A 14,448-nucleotide genomic window follows, 5' to 3' on the forward strand; every position below is an offset into this window, starting at 1 on the left:
TAGCCGTGGTTAAGTTCTTGCTTGGGCCACTTTCCCATCGTTACTAAACAATAGGGGCGGTAGCTGTACACAGGTTAATAGACCGGTGGAACCTAACAAAACCGGGGCGTGCGAGGGCGTCCAATGTCGTCCATGTCGATCACCAAAGAGTTCCATCTAGATAGAGGCGAGAGCGGGCAAGAATCTCATTCGCTCAGTTCAGAATGAGGGCGAACCTCAAGCTCAGGTGGGGCATCAGTATCGGACGGCTCGAGATTGCCCTGATCACTTTTACCTAGAGAACTGTACTGGTCACGAAGCTTTCTGAGCTCTTTTGAACTCATGCTTTCTAAGCAGAGACTCGCGTTTTGTGCCTCCTTGGTGGCTCGAATCAGCTCGTCAATTTTGAGATGCAAAATGTCATTGTCGCGGTTTTGCGTATTTTGGATAAGAAATACCATCAGGAACGTGATGATGGTCGTCGACGTGTTGATGATGAGTTGCCACGTGTCGTTGTAATGGAAGTACGGCCCTGTGATCCCCCAGACGCCTATCAAAACGATAGCCAAAAGAAAGGTTTTTGAGCTGCCTGCCCAGTTGGAAAGTGCTTGGCAGAACCGTGCGAATTTCATGATTGTGGACTCCTGTTGGGTATACGGATAGACCGCCCAAAAGCTTGAAATTCTTTCTTACATTTTAACCGTTCGTCGGCTACCGAAGTTACCGAATAAGAGGTGGGCGTCCCATGGCGCTCTAAATTTTATTCGTTGGAAATCTTTGGAATGTTCCGCTTCTGTAGTGGTCGATCGAACAACATCCATTGAGTTCAGCTCATGCCCATCGCAAATGAAATTAGTCCAATACTTGCGTGAGCACGCCTTGGTCGTCACCACGGCGGAGTCCTGCACCGCAGGTAAAATCGTGACGCTGTTGTCTGAAGTGGAAGGCAGCGGCGAATTCATCGAATGTGGTTATGTGGTCTATTCGCCACAGGCCAAGCAACGATTGCTCCATGTCAGCCCCCAGACTATCGAGACGTTCAACCTGACGAGCGTCGAGGTCGCTAAGGAAATGGCGAAGGGTGCGTTACGAGACAGCACTGCAAATGCCGCCATCGCGACTACGGGGATACTCGGCCCCGACGATGTGGACGGAATACCTGCGGGCACGATTTGTTTTGCCTGGGCGTTTCAGTCCGATGAAAAGTGCTATCTCTTCAGTCACGAACACCGATTCTCCGGCGGGCGTTGTCGGGTCCAAGAGGAAGCCACGGAATACGCATTACGCCAGCTTCCTCACTTTCATCGCCGCGCACGGCTCGGCGATACAGGTGAAGCCTGATGAGCGAAGACACCGATCATCCAGACATGAAAAGCCGAAACCGTCCCCTTCGTGAGGACATGGCCTATCAATTGAAAGTTTGGCGTTTCGAGCGGGTCGGCTGGTACGTGTTGGTTCTAATTTTGGTGATGGCGCTCGGGGGCGTGTTTTCCAGAGGACTGCTCAGTTCGAGAGATGTGCGTAGCGACGATGGGAAGGTGAGGGTCGAATATGAAATGTTTCATCGAAACGGCTCTACCAACTCGATGAAAATCACGCTAATAGAAAGGCCAAACTCACCCGTTGAGCTGGAGCTGGCTGGGCAGTTGCTAGAGGGCTTCAGCATTGAAACATTACAACCTGAACCGTTGCGCTCACGAAGCTCCTCTCAAGGCATGAAACTCTGGATGCAAACTGATGCTGATGGACAGGCGACGCTGTACATCACTTTGCGCGGCGACGCGGTCGGTCTCTTCCGCAGCCAAATCACCTCATCTGGCACTCGCAGCGTAAGGCTTGTTCAATTCATTTTTCCTTAGGTGGCCTATGGACTCTGTCTTACGTGCAGGAGCAATGTATTTAGCCCTTATGGTGCTCTTCAAGATTGCTGGGCGTCGCTCATTGGCAGAGCTGACGACCTTCGATTTCGTCTTGCTGATGATGATCGGCGAAGCCACCCAGCAAGCGCTGCTGGGCGATGATTTTTCCATTACCAACGGCATACTTGTCATCGTGACGCTGATCGCCATTGATGTTGGCCTATCGCTGCTTAAACAGCGTTCTGGCTGGGTATCAAGGCTGATCGATGGTGAGCCAACGATCATCGTCGAGAATGGCAAGCTCCTGCACAGACGCCTGCGGCACGCTCGATTAGTCGAAGCTGATGTAATGGAGGCTGCGCGCTCCAGCCAAGGTATCGAGCGGCTGGAAGAGATCAAGTTCGCGATAATTGAGCGCAACGGAAAAATCTCCATCATTGCCAAAGAAAATTAAAACTCAGATCCGTGCTTGCTGGAGGCTTGTGATTTTCTTGGAACGTCCGTATTCGAGCGGGGCCTAAGCTTTAACACCCTAAGGAGGGCTAAACCATGTCTGAAGCCACCAGCTATTTTGCGATTGCTGTCGCCGTGTTCATTCTGCTTGTCGATCTATGGGCCATTGTCAGCGTGTTTCGGAGCGACAAAACCGTAGGGATAAAAGCCGCGTGGGCGCTCGGTCTGATCATTTTCCCGGTATTGGGTTTGGTCGTCTGGGGAGTCGCCGGACCACGGGGGATCAAGGAGGGGCCATCTTCGCCCGAGCACAGTAAAGGCTGACTGCAATCTTTGCGAATCAGAGCCTCTGCATTTAACGTGAAAGGTGGTTTCCCATTGCTGCGTTTCATGCTCATAACGCAGAAAGCTGTGGAGGAAAAATGTCAGAGCCCTCTCCATCGTTTGGAGCGCCTTTGCGCGCTTGGTTCGTACACATTTCCCGCTCGGGGTGGGGAGGGTTGTCCTTCTGGATACTCTTGTTGTGTGTGGCTGTTTTCCTGGTCATCTGCGGTTATGGCGCATTCATCGGTGCCAATAAGGCGAATCTCCACTTTGCTTTTCTGGGCGGACTTTCCGGTTTCGTTGCGACAGCTATCGGCGCAGCCGCAGCCATAGCATTGCGAGATATCGCCGCCCGTACGCAAGACATCATGCTTGGCTTTGCCGCCGGCATGATGCTGGCCGCCAGTTCCTTCTCGCTCATTCTCCCTGGTATTGAAGCAGCACAGGCCCTTTGCGCAAACCAGTTGCTCGCAGCATGCGTTGTTGTTGCGGGATTGGGATTGGGGGTAGCGCTGATGGTTGGCCTTGATCGTTTCGTCCCTCACGAACACGAGAAAAGCGGACGCAGGGGACCGGACGCGCAGCGTATCAATCAGGTTTGGTTGTTCGTCTTGGCAATCACGCTGCATAACCTGCCAGAAGGCATGGCTATTGGGGTGAGCTTCGCCAACGGCGATATGAAGGTGGGGCTGCCTCTGACAACCGCAATTGCCATACAGGACATTCCGGAAGGGTTAGCAGTCGCCTTGGCATTGCGAGTGACAGGCATCAGCGCGCTTCGAGCCGCGCTGATTGCGGTTGGTTCGGGGCTGATGGAACCCTTTGGGGCAATTGTCGGTTTAGGGATTTCCAGTAGCTTTGCCTTGGGGTATCCCATCGCTCTCGGCTTGGCAGCTGGCGCCATGATTTTTGTAGTGTCCCATGAGGTCATTCCCGAGACACATCGCAATGGTCATGAGACACCAGCAACCTTAGGCCTAATGCTAGGTTTCGGAGTCATGATGTTCCTTGATACAGCCCTGGGTTAGTTCTGAACCTTTTATCCGTCACCCTGAAAATTTTCGGAACACCTCTTAAATTGAGCGGGTCAGTTTTCATGCACGGCAAGTGTTGCTGGCATGTAAATCCCACGCAGACGCCACGACTAGGCGACGCCCCACTGACCAGAAGGAAGTCTCGAAATGGCTAGAAAAACTGTCGAAGATTTGTTTATCCACGAACTCTCTGATGTTTACAGCGCGGAAAAGCAAATCACCAAAGCCTTGCCGCGCTTGGCGAAAGCGGCGACCAACCCGCTGTTGGCGGAGGCCTTTACCTCACACTTGGAAGAAACCCATGGCCAGATCGAGCGCATTGATCAATTGGTGGAACTGACCGGGATAAAATTGAAACGCATGAAATGCGTGGCGATGGAGGGGTTGGTTGAAGAGTCGAAAGAACTGTTGGAAGAGATCGAGAAGGGCGCCGTTCTTGATGCAGCGTTGATTGGCGCGGCGCAGAAGGTGGAACACTATGAAATAGCCGCCTATGGCACCCTGATAGCGATGGCCAAACACCTCAAATATGACGACGCTGCAAAGCTGTTGGCTGCGACGCTCGCTGAGGAAAAAGGCGCCGATGAAAAGCTTACAAAGATTGCGGAGCAGGGTGGCAATCAGGCTGCAACGTTGGAATCCAAGTGACAGCCGTGATTTGAAACCAGGCGGCGCCGCAATGGCGCCGTTTGTCACTTACAAGTGCCTGCGCGAGAGACCGAAAATGTCTGATGCACAACGTGAAGCTATTTCCAGAGCCTCAAACTCGCAAAACACCCTTTCCGAGTTGTTAGCTCAACTCCTGATGGCTCGCGGGCCAGGTGGGCAGGAAGATGAGGTTCGCGAAATATGCTTGCAAACCATTACTCCTCTCTGCGACGAAACATGGGTTGATGCCGCAGGTAACGTTATAGGACTTATTAAGGGTAAGCGGAAGGCTACCGAATCGCGCGGAGCTGTAAGGGTCATGGCGCACATGGATGAAATCGCGATGGTGGTTAAGAGCGTCAATGAAGATGGCACATTGAGAGTTATCGCCCTGGGAGGCGCGAACCCGGTGAATTTCGGTATGTGTCCGGTTGATATTCTGGGTGATAACGAAATTATCCCAGGCGTTTTGTCTTTCGGCTCAACGCATGCGACGCAGAATGCGCCTCAAGGCGCTGATGTGTTATCGGGAGATGTGCATTGGAATGACGTTCATGTGATTACGCGATCTTCACCCCCGGCCCTGAGCACTCAAGGCGTACGTCCAGGTACGCGGGTCGTGTTGAGTCGTCATTGGCGTGAACCGTTTCGAGTGGGTGACGCCATCGCGGCGCATTTTCTGGATGACCGTGCACCCTTGGCGGCCATAATTGATGCCGCGCATCAATTGAGCCATCGCCGAGATGAGCTGGCATGTGATGTATATTTTGTATTTACGACGTCGGAAGAAGAATCCAATGCAGGGGCGATGTTCGCATCCGCGTCCCTACCAGGTGAAACCACCATCGCTGTAGAGGTCGGGCCAGTGATGGATGAGTATGGAACGAAGCTGAGCGTCGATCCAATCATCAATACCGGCGACGAAAAGGGTTATTACACACGCGACATCGTGACGGCCTTAGCCACTGCAGCAGAGCGCTGTGGTTACAGCCCTCAATATGCGTTACTCGTCAATTTTGCCTCAGATGCGAGCGCCGTATTAAGCAATGGCTCGTCGGCTAGAGCGGGGTGCGTAGCAATACCTACCGAAAACACTCATGGTTATGAGCTTATTTTGGACGGCGCAGTTCGGGCTTGTTCGGCGACGCTTTGCGAGTACCTGATGACTTGCTAAAGGCAGGAAATGAACCCGGTGTGCGCTTAGATAGATTTGGTTTATCTAAACAAATTCCATGCGTTTATCCTAAAGCATCGACTTACCATATGATTTTACGCTGCGCTTGTTAATCGCGCCTTTCGTCGCCTTTCGTTGAAAAAAATAAACCGCGGCATGGTTTTTGGCTTCTTAATACTGAGCCTGTTCACTCAGACAGCCTCTAGGTATAACTCCTTTTTGCCCGTACTCAGTGCGGGCTTTTTTTCTATGGGTTTTATATGGCTAAAGAGTTACCAGCCAATGGCGAGCGCCCATCGAGCGGTTGTAGCCACTCTTATATACGTAAAGGTTATTATCTTGGCTTAAGCCCAGATGTTTATGTGTGTATGTATTGCGCAGAGCAACGTAAACCTGAGCAATGGGACAATTTTGAGCACCGACGTCGGCCACCTACAGGCATGCTTAATGATGTGGAGCGATACTAAGCTTTCGCTGGCCGGACCCTGTATTTGATCGTTTTGTGATGGTCAACTGCGCAACGATGCCGGCGTAGCCTGCCAGCGTTTGACAGCGTCAGCCTTGGCTCAATGACGAGAATCGCGTACCCGTGAGTAGATGAGGGCAAACCGATTCAGCAACTGGTGGCGCACGCTTCAGCCACCGCTTGAAGCCTTCCAAAATTGCCGCCAAGGGTTAACCCATCACTTTGTCAGAACTTAGCGCATGCCGATGGAATTATTGCGTCGTGTGCGGCTCTTTCTGAATAGGACGCGCAAAAAAAACGCACCCCGTAATAAGTCGCCCTGACACTCAGGCACTCCGTAAGGCACTGCAGGAGCCCGACGGCGAGCAACTGCTTTCCCTGTTATTACCGTGGCTGGGCCCTGACCGCCATCATCGGCCCGCCGGCTTGTTTGCCACCCGCCGTTTTATCGAATTACGCGCAGCTCTGCGCTGACTGACAAGGAGCCCTGCCAATGGTCGACTCACTGTGCCCAACGCCCTCCGGGTCATCGGCCCAATCGCATGCTGATCGGGTACTGCTCAATCTGGGCCGCCGCCTGCAGGCGCAGGGCTATCGCTTTATAACGCCCACACCGCTGACCCATCAACGGGTCATGGCGCGTTGGGATAATGCACCGGCTAGCGATACGCGCGGGATATTCGGTTGGTCGCGGCCCTTCGATGCTGAGGTTTTCGAGGCTGCCGAACGACAGGAACTGCAACAGGCTGAAATTATCGTCAATACGCATGGCCGCTGGCGGAGCCGGGTGCGGTGGTCGAACCTGGGCCCGTTGCTGTTGGCGCATTCGGCGTTTCCGACAGAAGCCGCTGATGCGGTTTTTTTCGGCCCCGACACTTACCGCTTCGCCAGCGTAATCGAAGAGAGCTTGCGCCAACGCTTCGCGCCGATCCGCCGCGCCGTGGACATCGGTTGCGGTTCGGGCGCCGGTGCCTTGCTGGTGGCGCGCGCCCGGCCTGACGCAGAGGTGCTCGCGGTGGACATCAACCCAAAGGCGTTGCGCATGAGTGCGGTCAACGCCGAACTCGCCAACGCACCAAACGTCAGCGTATACCACAGTGATGTGCTCGACGGCGTTGATGGTCGCTTTGACCTGATCCTCGCCAATCCGCCCTACATGAAGGACAGTCAGCAGCGGTCCTACCGCCACGGTGGTGGTGAATTGGGCGAAGCGTTGTCGCTGCGCATTTTGCGCGAAGCGCTGCCCCGTTTGGAACGCGATGGCACTTTATTGCTCTACACCGGGGTGGCGATGGTCGATGGCCGCGATTTGTTCTTTGAATCCGCTCGCGGCTTGTTGAGTAGCGATGCTTTTGGCTGGACCTACCATGAGCTTGACCCGGACGTGTTTGGCGAAGAGCTGGAAAAACCAGGGTACGAGCGCGTCGAACGCATCGCAGCGGTGGCGCTTTCCGTTACTCGACTGAGTTGACTGCGTATGGATCGCACTCAGCGCTTTGGCATTGAAGAAGAATATTTCATTACAGATCTGCGCAGTCGGCGAATGCTCGCCGAGCCGCCAGCTCATGTGCTTGCGGCGTGCCGCGAGGTCATCGGCGATGGCTTCTCTTATGAGATGTTCCAGGGCCAGGTCGAAGTGGCGTCTCCAGTGTTTGACGACGCCGCAGAGGCGGCCACTTACCTGGGCCGGGTGCGCCGCGAGTTGAGCCAGGCGTTGGCCGGATATGGACTGGGGTTTATATGCAGCGGCGTACACCCATTGGCCGATTGGCGGGCGCAACGTGCTACGCCTCAGGTCCATTTTAAGCGCTTGTTCGAGGAGTTCCAGATCGTCGCGCAGCGCAGCGTGCTCAGTGGTCTGCATGTTCACGCAGAGATCCCGACGGGTGTTGATCGAATCGCAGTGCTGAACGAGGTGTTGCCCTGGTTGCCGATGCTGCTGGCTCTTAGCGTTTCATCGCCGTTGTGGCGGGGTCAGCCCAGTGGGTATTGCAGTTATCGGCAAGTAGTCTGCGATGAGTGGCCGCGCATGGGTATCCCAGAGTTTCTATCGGATGAGCAGAGCTTCGAGCAATACCTGGGCTTATTGAAACGTAGCGGGGCGCTGGCAAAGGATGCAAATGTCTGGTGGGGTTGCCGGCCCTCGTTGAGCTACCCGACGCTCGAGTTGCGCATGACCGACGCGTGCCCGCGATTGAGCGACGCGTTGGTCCTGGCGGGACTGTTCCGGATCATGATCAAACACGCCTGCCAGATGCCGACACCCGGCAGCCAATACAGCCTTGAACGTCTTTGGCTGCTTAAGGAAAATCGCATTCGCGCTCGTCGTTGCGGACATCATGGGCGCTTCACGCTGGCTCCGGACACCGCGGCAATATCACTTGAACAGTGGCTGATTCTGGCTGAGCAGCAATTCGGCGAAACCGCCCGTGTGTTGGGAGAAGTCGGCGTGTTCGACCACGCACGGCAAATGCTGCGCGACGGCAGCAGCGCCGAGCGTCAACTGCGCGTCTTTAGTGCACAGTCTTCGCCCGGACTGCAAGGCGGGCAAGCAGTGGTTGACCTGTTGTTGGAAGAAAGCCGGGAGAACCCGTGAAAGTGCTGTCCGGCGATTGAAATCTGCGCTAAAAAAACTAAGGGGAAATAGGATCACTGGCGGGGAACGTTTCTTCGATAGCTTCATCGAGCTGGCTGTCGCTTATGGCACGCTCATGGAGGGTGACGCTCGATTCACAAAGGCAGTCAGCGGCCGGGCAAGGTTGCCCGTGTGGGTGCAGGTTGGCACACGCTTGACTGCAGTAGCGCTTTCCGTCCCGTTGATGGTCTGCCAAGGCGTCGCACTGACAAGTAGCGCAAGCGCATTGACCGAGATGGGTAGTGTTTGACATCTTATCTCCTTATTGTCGATCTCCTGGTTTAAGTTGCCTAATTTTCATCAGCGCCAAGGAAGTTTTAATATAAATATGGGGCCGTAGGCGTGGTTATATTATTGGCCTTGAGTTTACGTCAAAATAGGCTGCCGAGCAGGGGGGCAACGGTGCTCCGAATAGTACAGAAGTGCTGCTTCTCGCCGACAGTCACCCGGTTTGTTTCGGTCAAGCGATCGATAAGGTGCTATCGACGGCGCCGGTATATCCGGTTACGCCACTGTAATGAGTACGCCGAAACGAGCCTCAAAGGGCGGCGAGGCCGCCCTCTGTATGAGCACTAAGATCCCGATTTTCGGCCGCCGCCATGGCTGTGTTGTCCGCCCTTGCGTCCTGCTTCAGACGCTTTCTCGCGGTCATTGGCAAAGTTTCCGCCCGATGATTGGCCGCCTTTTTTCCCGGCTTCGGAAGCTTTTTCGCGGTCGTTAGCAAAGTTACCTGGATTTTTGTTGCCTGTAGTCATGAGAGTTCTCCATTTACTAAGGTAGCGCTTCGTTAGTTTCCCATTTTCTGCAATGGACATTTACTGGGATGTCGGTCGGCTAAAAAATGTTTTAAGAACTTTACCGGAAGGCGACAGGCGGTAGTTAATAATACGTATCTCATAGAGTGCCGATTCTGAGAGGGCGCTAGATATTAATTTGATGGCAGCCACCGATCGCTCCGCTTCGCTTAGTTGGCCTCACCCATACTTTTCGCTGAAGCTTGCACTTTTAAGTCGGCGCGTCGGGAATACCTGGCCGTTCGTCTTTTACATGGCACCGCAAACTGCTGGGCGATTCCAAATGGTTTCATACGTGTACACAGGAGAAGCTTGCTATGAACCATGACTCATCCAATGATCAAGGCCTGCCGCCGGAAAAATCGCCTGAGCCGAATGAGGATGGTTGCGTCCTGGGAACGGCCGGGCGCAACGAAGATCCGAACGCAACAACTGACTGGGACCACCCCGATGACACATCACCTGAACGGGCGCCTGAGGAGCCAGACGGTGGAAAAAATCAGGGTGTCACGCTTCCGCCCAACGGCACCCCTGGGATAGACACCGTTCCTTGCCCGCAGAACGACGACGGGAAGTGAGCCTACAAATGCTCTGCGCCGCGGTTTCGCTTGATGCGCAGCACTCGACCGCTGGTCGCGCAGCAAAGGTTTATTTTGAAATTTATCAACAGGGAGGCGCCTCACAAAAAAGTAGGCAGCGCTCCAACCGGGCGCTGCCCCTTCTTAAGCCTGAGGAGATTTGTTCATGTTTCTACATAACAAGCGACTTCAATACACCGTACGTGTGGCCGAGCCTAATCCGGGTCTGGCCAACCTGTTGCTGGAACAGTTTGGCGGCGCTCAAGGGGAACTGGCGGCAGCGTCCCGCTACTTCACCCAGGCCTTGGCTGAAGACGATCCGGGCCGCAAGGATCTGCTGATGGACATCGCCACCGAAGAGCTCAGCCATCTGGAGATCGTCGGGTCCATCATCGTGATGCTCAACAAGGGCGCCAAGGGGCGAATGGCCGAAGGTGTGGAAGAGGAGGGCGAGCTGTATCGCTCCCTTAACGGCGCCGGCAATGACTCTCACATCACCAGCCTGCTGTACGGTGCCGGTGCTCCATTAACCAACTCCGCGGGCGTGCCCTGGACAGCGGCCTATATCGACACTATCGGTGAGCCCACCGCGGACATGCGCTCCAATATCGCGGCCGAAGCCCGCGCCAAAATCGTCTACGAGCGGCTGATGAACGTCACGGATGATCCGGGCGTAAAAGAGGCGCTGGGCTTTTTGATGACGCGGGAAATCGCGCATCAATTGTCTTTTGAAAAGGCGCTGCATTCGATCCAGCCGAACTTCCCTCAAGGCAAGCTGCCGGGCATGCCGGAATTCACGCAGGTCTACTACAACATGTCCCAAGGCGCGGAAAGTATGCGTGGCCCGTGGAACCAGGGCGAAGAGTGGGAGTTCGTGGAAAGCCCGCAACCGGCGGTCGACGGTGGTGATGGCTTGGCCACTGTGCAACTGGATGCCGATGACGAAGCGACATTGAGCGCGATGAAAATCCGCACCGCCTCGGACGCGACGAGCGACCCCGTTACCGGCGCTGACCTGGGCTCGGGAATGCAACCTAAACCCGAAATTTGAAGCTTGGTAGCCGCACGCTTTCGGGCGTGCGGCGCCTGCCATTTTTTATCAACAGGACTAACGACATGGCGACTCCACAGGAAAACCTGCTCGATTGGCTACGTGATGCCCATGCGATGGAGCAGCAGGCCGAAAAAATGCTCAAGGCGCAATCCGAGCGCCTGGAACATTACCCCCAGCTCAAGGCACGGATCGACCAGCACATTGAGGAAACCCTCGGCCAGCAGCAACTTATTGACCAGTGCCTGGCGCGTCTGGGCGGCAGCTCATCGACCCTGAAAGACATGGGGGGCAAGCTGATGGCGTTCGGCCAGGCAGTCGGTGGCTCACTGATGAGTGACGAAGTCATCAAGGGCGCGATGGCCGGTTACGTCTTCGAAAACATGGAAATTGCCAGCTACACGGCGCTTATCGCCGCTGCGAAAGAGGCCGGTGATTCGGAAACTCTAGCGGCCTGCGAAAAGATCCTGCCGCAGGAAATCGCCATGGCCGAGTGGCTGCTGGAGCACTTACCGGAACTGACGCAAGCGTTCCTGCGTCGCTCAGCCGACCCCGACAAAGCAGCCAAGCGCTGACGTAATGCGCGGCGCCCGACCGCCTGCGGCGGGCGCCTGTTCAGCGCAGGGTGGCACTGCGCGACGTTTTCACGGTCCATGGAACACGCACCACGTAACTGGAGGTGAACCTTGGCAAGCAAGAAAAAGCCCGTGGTCGACCGTATCGATCCGGCGCGGCTCTCTTCCAGCCGCAAAGACCTGTTTTTCGCGGCGATGGAAACCAGCCAAAGCGCGATGATCGTTTGCGACCCCGCACAAGCCGACAACCCGATCATCTTCGCCAATCAGGCGTTCCTGAGGCTGACGGGGTATGAACAGGATGAAGTGATCGGGCGCAATTGCAGGCTTCTGCAAGGACCTGAAACTGATAAGCGTGCGTTGCGGCAAGTGCAGCATGCTATGACATGCCGCCATGAGGTATGTGTGGAAGTACTCAACTACCGCAAGGACGGTTCGACGTTCTGGAATGAACTGTTCATTTCGCCGTTGTTCAACGAGAGCGGCCAATTGGTGTACTTTTTTGCCTCTCAGCTTGACGTGAGCCGGCGCCACGACGCAGAACTGCGCGTGCGCCGCGTTCAGGACCTGGAGGCCCTAGGGCAACTGACCGGCGGCATCGCCCATGACTTCAATAACCTGCTTCAGGTGATGGTCGGTTATCTCGAACTGATCCAGCAGAGCGCCAAGCGCCCCGGCACCGACCCGCAGCGCATCCTCAACAGCGCCAGCCGCGCCAGGGCCGCCGCCGAAAAAGCTCAAACCTTGACCCAACAGCTACTCGCGTTCTCGCGCAAGCAACGTCTCGACAGTCGCGTAATCAACCTGAACACCTTGCTGAGCCGCACCGATTTTTTGGCGCAGACACTGCAGGATGTCCAGCTGCATGTGGATCTGGCTGAGGACCTGTGGAACTGTCGTATTGACCCTGCGCAGGCGGAGCTGGCGGTGCAGCATTTGTTATCCAACGCCCAGGATGCGCTAGGAGGACATGGCGAGCCGACCGTGACAATCAAGACGTGCAACGTTCAGGTTCCGGGCGATGCCAATGCGCAACGCGACGGGTTGGCCGAAGGCCGCTACGTGGGCCTCTCGATCAGCGATAACGGCAACGGCATCGATGAGAGCGTCCAGGAGCAAGTCATGCAGCCGTTCTTCACCACCAAGGAAGAGGGCAAGGGTTCGGGGCTGGGATTGTCGATGGTGTATGGCTTCGTCAAGCAATCGGGCGGTACTGCACGCATCCATTCCTACCCAGGCGTTGGCACGACGGTATGCCTGTATTTTCCGGCGAACGACAGCCAGCTCTGGGTCGAGCAAACGCCCGCGACTACTTCGCTTCAAGGCGACGAGCACATCTTGATTGTGGAGGACCGGCCCGAAGTGGCCGAGCTCGCGCAGGAGGTTCTGTCTGACTACGGTTATAACACCGAGATTGCACACACTGCCGCCGAGGCGCTGGATCGGCTCGCCGGCGCGACCTATGACCTGGTGTTCAGTGACTTGATCATGCCCGGCCAGATGAATGGCGCGGAACTCGCGCGCGAGATAGCGTACTTGTATCCGCATACCAGGGTGCTGCTTACGACGGGCTATGCGAAAGACTCGCTGGAGCGCGCGGATATACAGGTGCATGAATTCGAGTTGATTGCCAAACCCTACCAGCCCGCTGATCTGCCCAGGAAGATTCGCAGCTTGCTCGACACAGCGTGGACAGCGCCAGCATCAGGTTGAGGGCCATCACCAACAGAATCGAGAACCCGAAGATAGATCGCGCCCAGCGTGTTGGATCGACCCGGCGCACGCTGCTGTTGGCCAGCGCCAGCCAGTAACCGCCCAAGGCGCTGATCACGGCGAAATACAGCATGCCCATCTGGGCTACCACTCCCAGCAGCAGGGTGCTGGCGAAGAAAGCCAGGGTGTACGCCTGTATTTGCCGGTGGGCTTGGGACAGGGTCAGCAGCGGCAGGCGCGCTGCGCGGAAGTCTTCGCGGCGCATCACGGTGATGGCGTGTGAATGGGGCATCTGCCAGCAGCAGAACACCAGCACTAACATCATCGCCGTGGCGTCTAACCTTGCGGTGACCGCGCAATAGCCGATCACCGGCGGCATTGCCCCGGAGAGGCTGCCGACCAAGGTGCCCCAGTGGGAACGGCGCTTGAGCCAGAAGGTGTAGACCCCCGCATAGATCACCAGCCCGACCAGCGCCAGGCAGCACGCCAGCAGGTTGCTGCCCGCCCACAGCAGGCCGAAACCACTGACGCCCAGCGCGAAGGCATAGCTGACGGCGGTGGGCACCGCGATGGTTCGCAGCGCCAGCGCGCGATGGCAGGTTCGCACCATGCGCCGATCAATATCCCGATCGGCGCAGTTGTTGATCACACAACCGCAACCGATCACCAGTGCAGTGCCGAGCAGGGTGGCCACTAGATGCACGGGGTCTGCCAGGCGTCCACCGCCAGCGAGGAAATACCCCCCCAGCACCGAGGTGAGATTGCCAACAATAATCCCTGGCTTGGTCAGTTGAATCCCGGCATTGAGCAGCCCCAGCCAGTACCTCAGTGCGCCAGCATGTTGTGGTGAATACTGTCCATGATCCATAGCGAGAGCCCTACCAGCAAAAGAATGATGACCGCCGAAAAAATCAGTGCAATCAGGTTCCAGCGTTGTTCGTCGGCCGTATCCAGATGCAGGAAGAACTTGAGGTGGACCACGATCTGGATAACCCCCAGCACCACCACCAGCCAGGCGGTGATGGTGCGCGGCAGCGAAGGGAACATCACCAGGGCGAAAGGGATCAGGGTCAGCAGCACCGACAGCAGGAACCCGACCAGGTAGGAACGGCTGCTGCCATGGCTGGTACCGGCGCTGCTGTGAATCGAACTTTGCTTGTACATG

At 56.0% G+C, this 14,448-nt stretch carries 17 protein-coding genes and 1 pseudogene; 13 read left to right on the plus strand and 5 right to left on the minus strand.

Annotation, left to right across the window (positions count from 1 at the left end; translation table 11 throughout):
- Positions 1-185: 185 nt before the first annotated feature.
- Positions 186-611 (minus strand): low affinity iron permease family protein, encoded by a 426-nt coding sequence (locus DK870_RS14540; RefSeq protein WP_138452794.1) that lies wholly within the window; start codon positions 609-611, stop codon positions 186-188.
- 214 nt (positions 612-825) lie between these two features.
- On the opposite strand from DK870_RS14540, the gene DK870_RS14545 reads away from it, so the two are divergent.
- The 9 genes from DK870_RS14545 to DK870_RS14585 all read left to right on the plus strand — a co-directional run bounded on the left by DK870_RS14545 (position 826) and on the right by DK870_RS14585 (position 8,533).
- A complete protein-coding gene (locus DK870_RS14545) occupies positions 826-1,320 on the plus strand; it encodes a CinA family protein (RefSeq protein WP_104993597.1) in 495 nt (164 codons plus the stop codon).
- A complete protein-coding gene (locus DK870_RS14550; protein ID WP_104993598.1) occupies positions 1,320-1,838 on the plus strand; it encodes a hypothetical protein in 519 nt (172 codons plus the stop codon). Before DK870_RS14545 ends, DK870_RS14550 begins: the two co-directional genes overlap by 1 nt.
- 7 nt (positions 1,839-1,845) lie before the next feature.
- Positions 1,846-2,292, plus strand: a complete 447-nt coding sequence (locus DK870_RS14555) for a DUF421 domain-containing protein (RefSeq protein WP_027616380.1) — start codon at positions 1,846-1,848, stop codon at positions 2,290-2,292.
- Positions 2,293-2,387: 95 nt separating this feature from the next.
- Entirely contained in the window at positions 2,388-2,615 is a 228-nt protein-coding gene (locus DK870_RS14560; RefSeq protein ID WP_027616381.1) for a PLD nuclease N-terminal domain-containing protein, read from the plus strand.
- A gap of 98 nt (positions 2,616-2,713) precedes the next feature.
- Positions 2,714-3,643 carry a ZIP family metal transporter gene (locus DK870_RS14565; RefSeq protein WP_161548955.1) on the plus strand — a complete coding sequence of 310 codons (930 nt, stop codon included), beginning with the start codon at positions 2,714-2,716 and terminating at the stop codon, positions 3,641-3,643.
- Between the two features lie 153 nt (positions 3,644-3,796).
- On the plus strand, positions 3,797-4,297 hold the full coding sequence (locus DK870_RS14570; protein ID WP_104993600.1) for a ferritin-like domain-containing protein: 501 nt from the start codon (positions 3,797-3,799) through the stop codon (positions 4,295-4,297).
- 157 nt (positions 4,298-4,454) lie between these two features.
- Positions 4,455-5,471 carry a M42 family peptidase gene (locus DK870_RS14575; protein ID WP_234016670.1) on the plus strand — a complete coding sequence of 339 codons (1,017 nt, stop codon included), beginning with the start codon at positions 4,455-4,457 and terminating at the stop codon, positions 5,469-5,471.
- Positions 5,472-6,430: 959 nt separating this feature from the next.
- Positions 6,431-7,408 carry a class I SAM-dependent methyltransferase gene (locus DK870_RS14580; RefSeq protein ID WP_161548956.1) on the plus strand — a complete coding sequence of 326 codons (978 nt, stop codon included), beginning with the start codon at positions 6,431-6,433 and terminating at the stop codon, positions 7,406-7,408.
- 6 nt (positions 7,409-7,414) lie between these two features.
- Positions 7,415-8,533 carry a carboxylate-amine ligase gene (locus DK870_RS14585; protein WP_104993602.1) on the plus strand — a complete coding sequence of 373 codons (1,119 nt, stop codon included), beginning with the start codon at positions 7,415-7,417 and terminating at the stop codon, positions 8,531-8,533.
- A gap of 37 nt (positions 8,534-8,570) precedes the next feature.
- On the opposite strand, the gene DK870_RS14590 is transcribed toward DK870_RS14585, so the two are convergent.
- Together DK870_RS14590 and DK870_RS14595 are read right to left on the minus strand one after the other, a co-directional pair.
- Positions 8,571-8,825 carry a metallothionein family protein gene (locus tag DK870_RS14590; protein ID WP_104993603.1) on the minus strand — a complete coding sequence of 85 codons (255 nt, stop codon included), beginning with the start codon at positions 8,823-8,825 and terminating at the stop codon, positions 8,571-8,573.
- A 319-nt stretch (positions 8,826-9,144) separates the two neighbouring features.
- Positions 9,145-9,327, minus strand: a complete 183-nt coding sequence (locus DK870_RS14595; protein ID WP_057428464.1) for a general stress protein — start codon at positions 9,325-9,327, stop codon at positions 9,145-9,147.
- Positions 9,328-9,683: 356 nt separating this feature from the next.
- Here DK870_RS14595 and DK870_RS14600 point away from each other — a divergent pair, with 356 nt between their 5' ends.
- The 4 genes from DK870_RS14600 to DK870_RS14615 all read left to right on the plus strand — a co-directional run bounded on the left by DK870_RS14600 (position 9,684) and on the right by DK870_RS14615 (position 13,283).
- Positions 9,684-9,944 carry a hypothetical protein gene (locus DK870_RS14600; protein ID WP_104993604.1) on the plus strand — a complete coding sequence of 87 codons (261 nt, stop codon included), beginning with the start codon at positions 9,684-9,686 and terminating at the stop codon, positions 9,942-9,944.
- 166 nt (positions 9,945-10,110) lie between these two features.
- Positions 10,111-10,995 (plus strand): manganese catalase family protein, encoded by an 885-nt coding sequence (locus DK870_RS14605; protein ID WP_104993605.1) that lies wholly within the window; start codon positions 10,111-10,113, stop codon positions 10,993-10,995.
- A gap of 65 nt (positions 10,996-11,060) precedes the next feature.
- Entirely contained in the window at positions 11,061-11,570 is a 510-nt protein-coding gene (locus tag DK870_RS14610; RefSeq protein ID WP_104993606.1) for a ferritin-like domain-containing protein, read from the plus strand.
- A gap of 111 nt (positions 11,571-11,681) precedes the next feature.
- Complete coding sequence (locus tag DK870_RS14615) at positions 11,682-13,283, plus strand: histidine kinase famiy protein (RefSeq protein WP_178126872.1); 1,602 nt, start codon at positions 11,682-11,684, stop codon at positions 13,281-13,283.
- Here DK870_RS14615 and cyoE read toward each other — a convergent pair.
- Positions 13,264-14,151: pseudogene (gene cyoE, locus DK870_RS14620) on the minus strand (heme o synthase); the annotation flags it as partial. The gene DK870_RS14615 and the pseudogene cyoE sit on opposite strands and share 20 nt — an antisense overlap.
- Positions 14,109-14,447 (minus strand): cytochrome o ubiquinol oxidase subunit IV, encoded by a 339-nt coding sequence (gene cyoD, locus DK870_RS14625; RefSeq protein WP_104993607.1) that lies wholly within the window; start codon positions 14,445-14,447, stop codon positions 14,109-14,111. The gene cyoD and the pseudogene cyoE, both read right to left, overlap by 43 nt.
- Position 14,448: the final 1 nt, after the last annotated feature.

It is taken from the genome of Pseudomonas sp. Q1, from assembly GCF_009935975.1.
GTDB classification, from domain to species: Bacteria; Pseudomonadota; Gammaproteobacteria; order Pseudomonadales; family Pseudomonadaceae; genus Aquipseudomonas; species Aquipseudomonas palleroniana.

What these genes read in the sequence shown, in the direction of transcription:
- DK870_RS14545 (WP_104993597.1), top strand. Translation starts at nt 826, where the DNA reads ATGAAATTAGTCCAATACTTGCGTGAGCACGCCTTGGTCGTCACCACG.
- DK870_RS14570 (WP_104993600.1), top strand. Translation starts at nt 3,797, where the DNA reads ATGGCTAGAAAAACTGTCGAAGATTTGTTTATCCACGAACTCTCTGAT.
- DK870_RS14605 (WP_104993605.1), top strand. Translation starts at nt 10,111, where the DNA reads ATGTTTCTACATAACAAGCGACTTCAATACACCGTACGTGTGGCCGAG.
- DK870_RS14540 (WP_138452794.1), bottom strand. Translation starts at nt 611, where the DNA reads ATGAAATTCGCACGGTTCTGCCAAGCACTTTCCAACTGGGCAGGCAGC.
- DK870_RS14565 (WP_161548955.1), top strand. Translation starts at nt 2,714, where the DNA reads ATGTCAGAGCCCTCTCCATCGTTTGGAGCGCCTTTGCGCGCTTGGTTC.
- DK870_RS14580 (WP_161548956.1), top strand. Translation starts at nt 6,431, where the DNA reads ATGGTCGACTCACTGTGCCCAACGCCCTCCGGGTCATCGGCCCAATCG.
- cyoD (WP_104993607.1), bottom strand. Translation starts at nt 14,447, where the DNA reads ATGTACAAGCAAAGTTCGATTCACAGCAGCGCCGGTACCAGCCATGGC.
- DK870_RS14610 (WP_104993606.1), top strand. Translation starts at nt 11,061, where the DNA reads ATGGCGACTCCACAGGAAAACCTGCTCGATTGGCTACGTGATGCCCAT.
- DK870_RS14585 (WP_104993602.1), top strand. Translation starts at nt 7,415, where the DNA reads ATGGATCGCACTCAGCGCTTTGGCATTGAAGAAGAATATTTCATTACA.
- DK870_RS14555 (WP_027616380.1), top strand. Translation starts at nt 1,846, where the DNA reads ATGGACTCTGTCTTACGTGCAGGAGCAATGTATTTAGCCCTTATGGTG.
- DK870_RS14595 (WP_057428464.1), bottom strand. Translation starts at nt 9,327, where the DNA reads ATGACTACAGGCAACAAAAATCCAGGTAACTTTGCTAACGACCGCGAA.
- DK870_RS14575 (WP_234016670.1), top strand. Translation starts at nt 4,455, where the DNA reads ATGGCTCGCGGGCCAGGTGGGCAGGAAGATGAGGTTCGCGAAATATGC.
- DK870_RS14600 (WP_104993604.1), top strand. Translation starts at nt 9,684, where the DNA reads ATGAACCATGACTCATCCAATGATCAAGGCCTGCCGCCGGAAAAATCG.
- DK870_RS14560 (WP_027616381.1), top strand. Translation starts at nt 2,388, where the DNA reads ATGTCTGAAGCCACCAGCTATTTTGCGATTGCTGTCGCCGTGTTCATT.
- DK870_RS14590 (WP_104993603.1), bottom strand. Translation starts at nt 8,825, where the DNA reads ATGTCAAACACTACCCATCTCGGTCAATGCGCTTGCGCTACTTGTCAG.
- DK870_RS14550 (WP_104993598.1), top strand. Translation starts at nt 1,320, where the DNA reads ATGAGCGAAGACACCGATCATCCAGACATGAAAAGCCGAAACCGTCCC.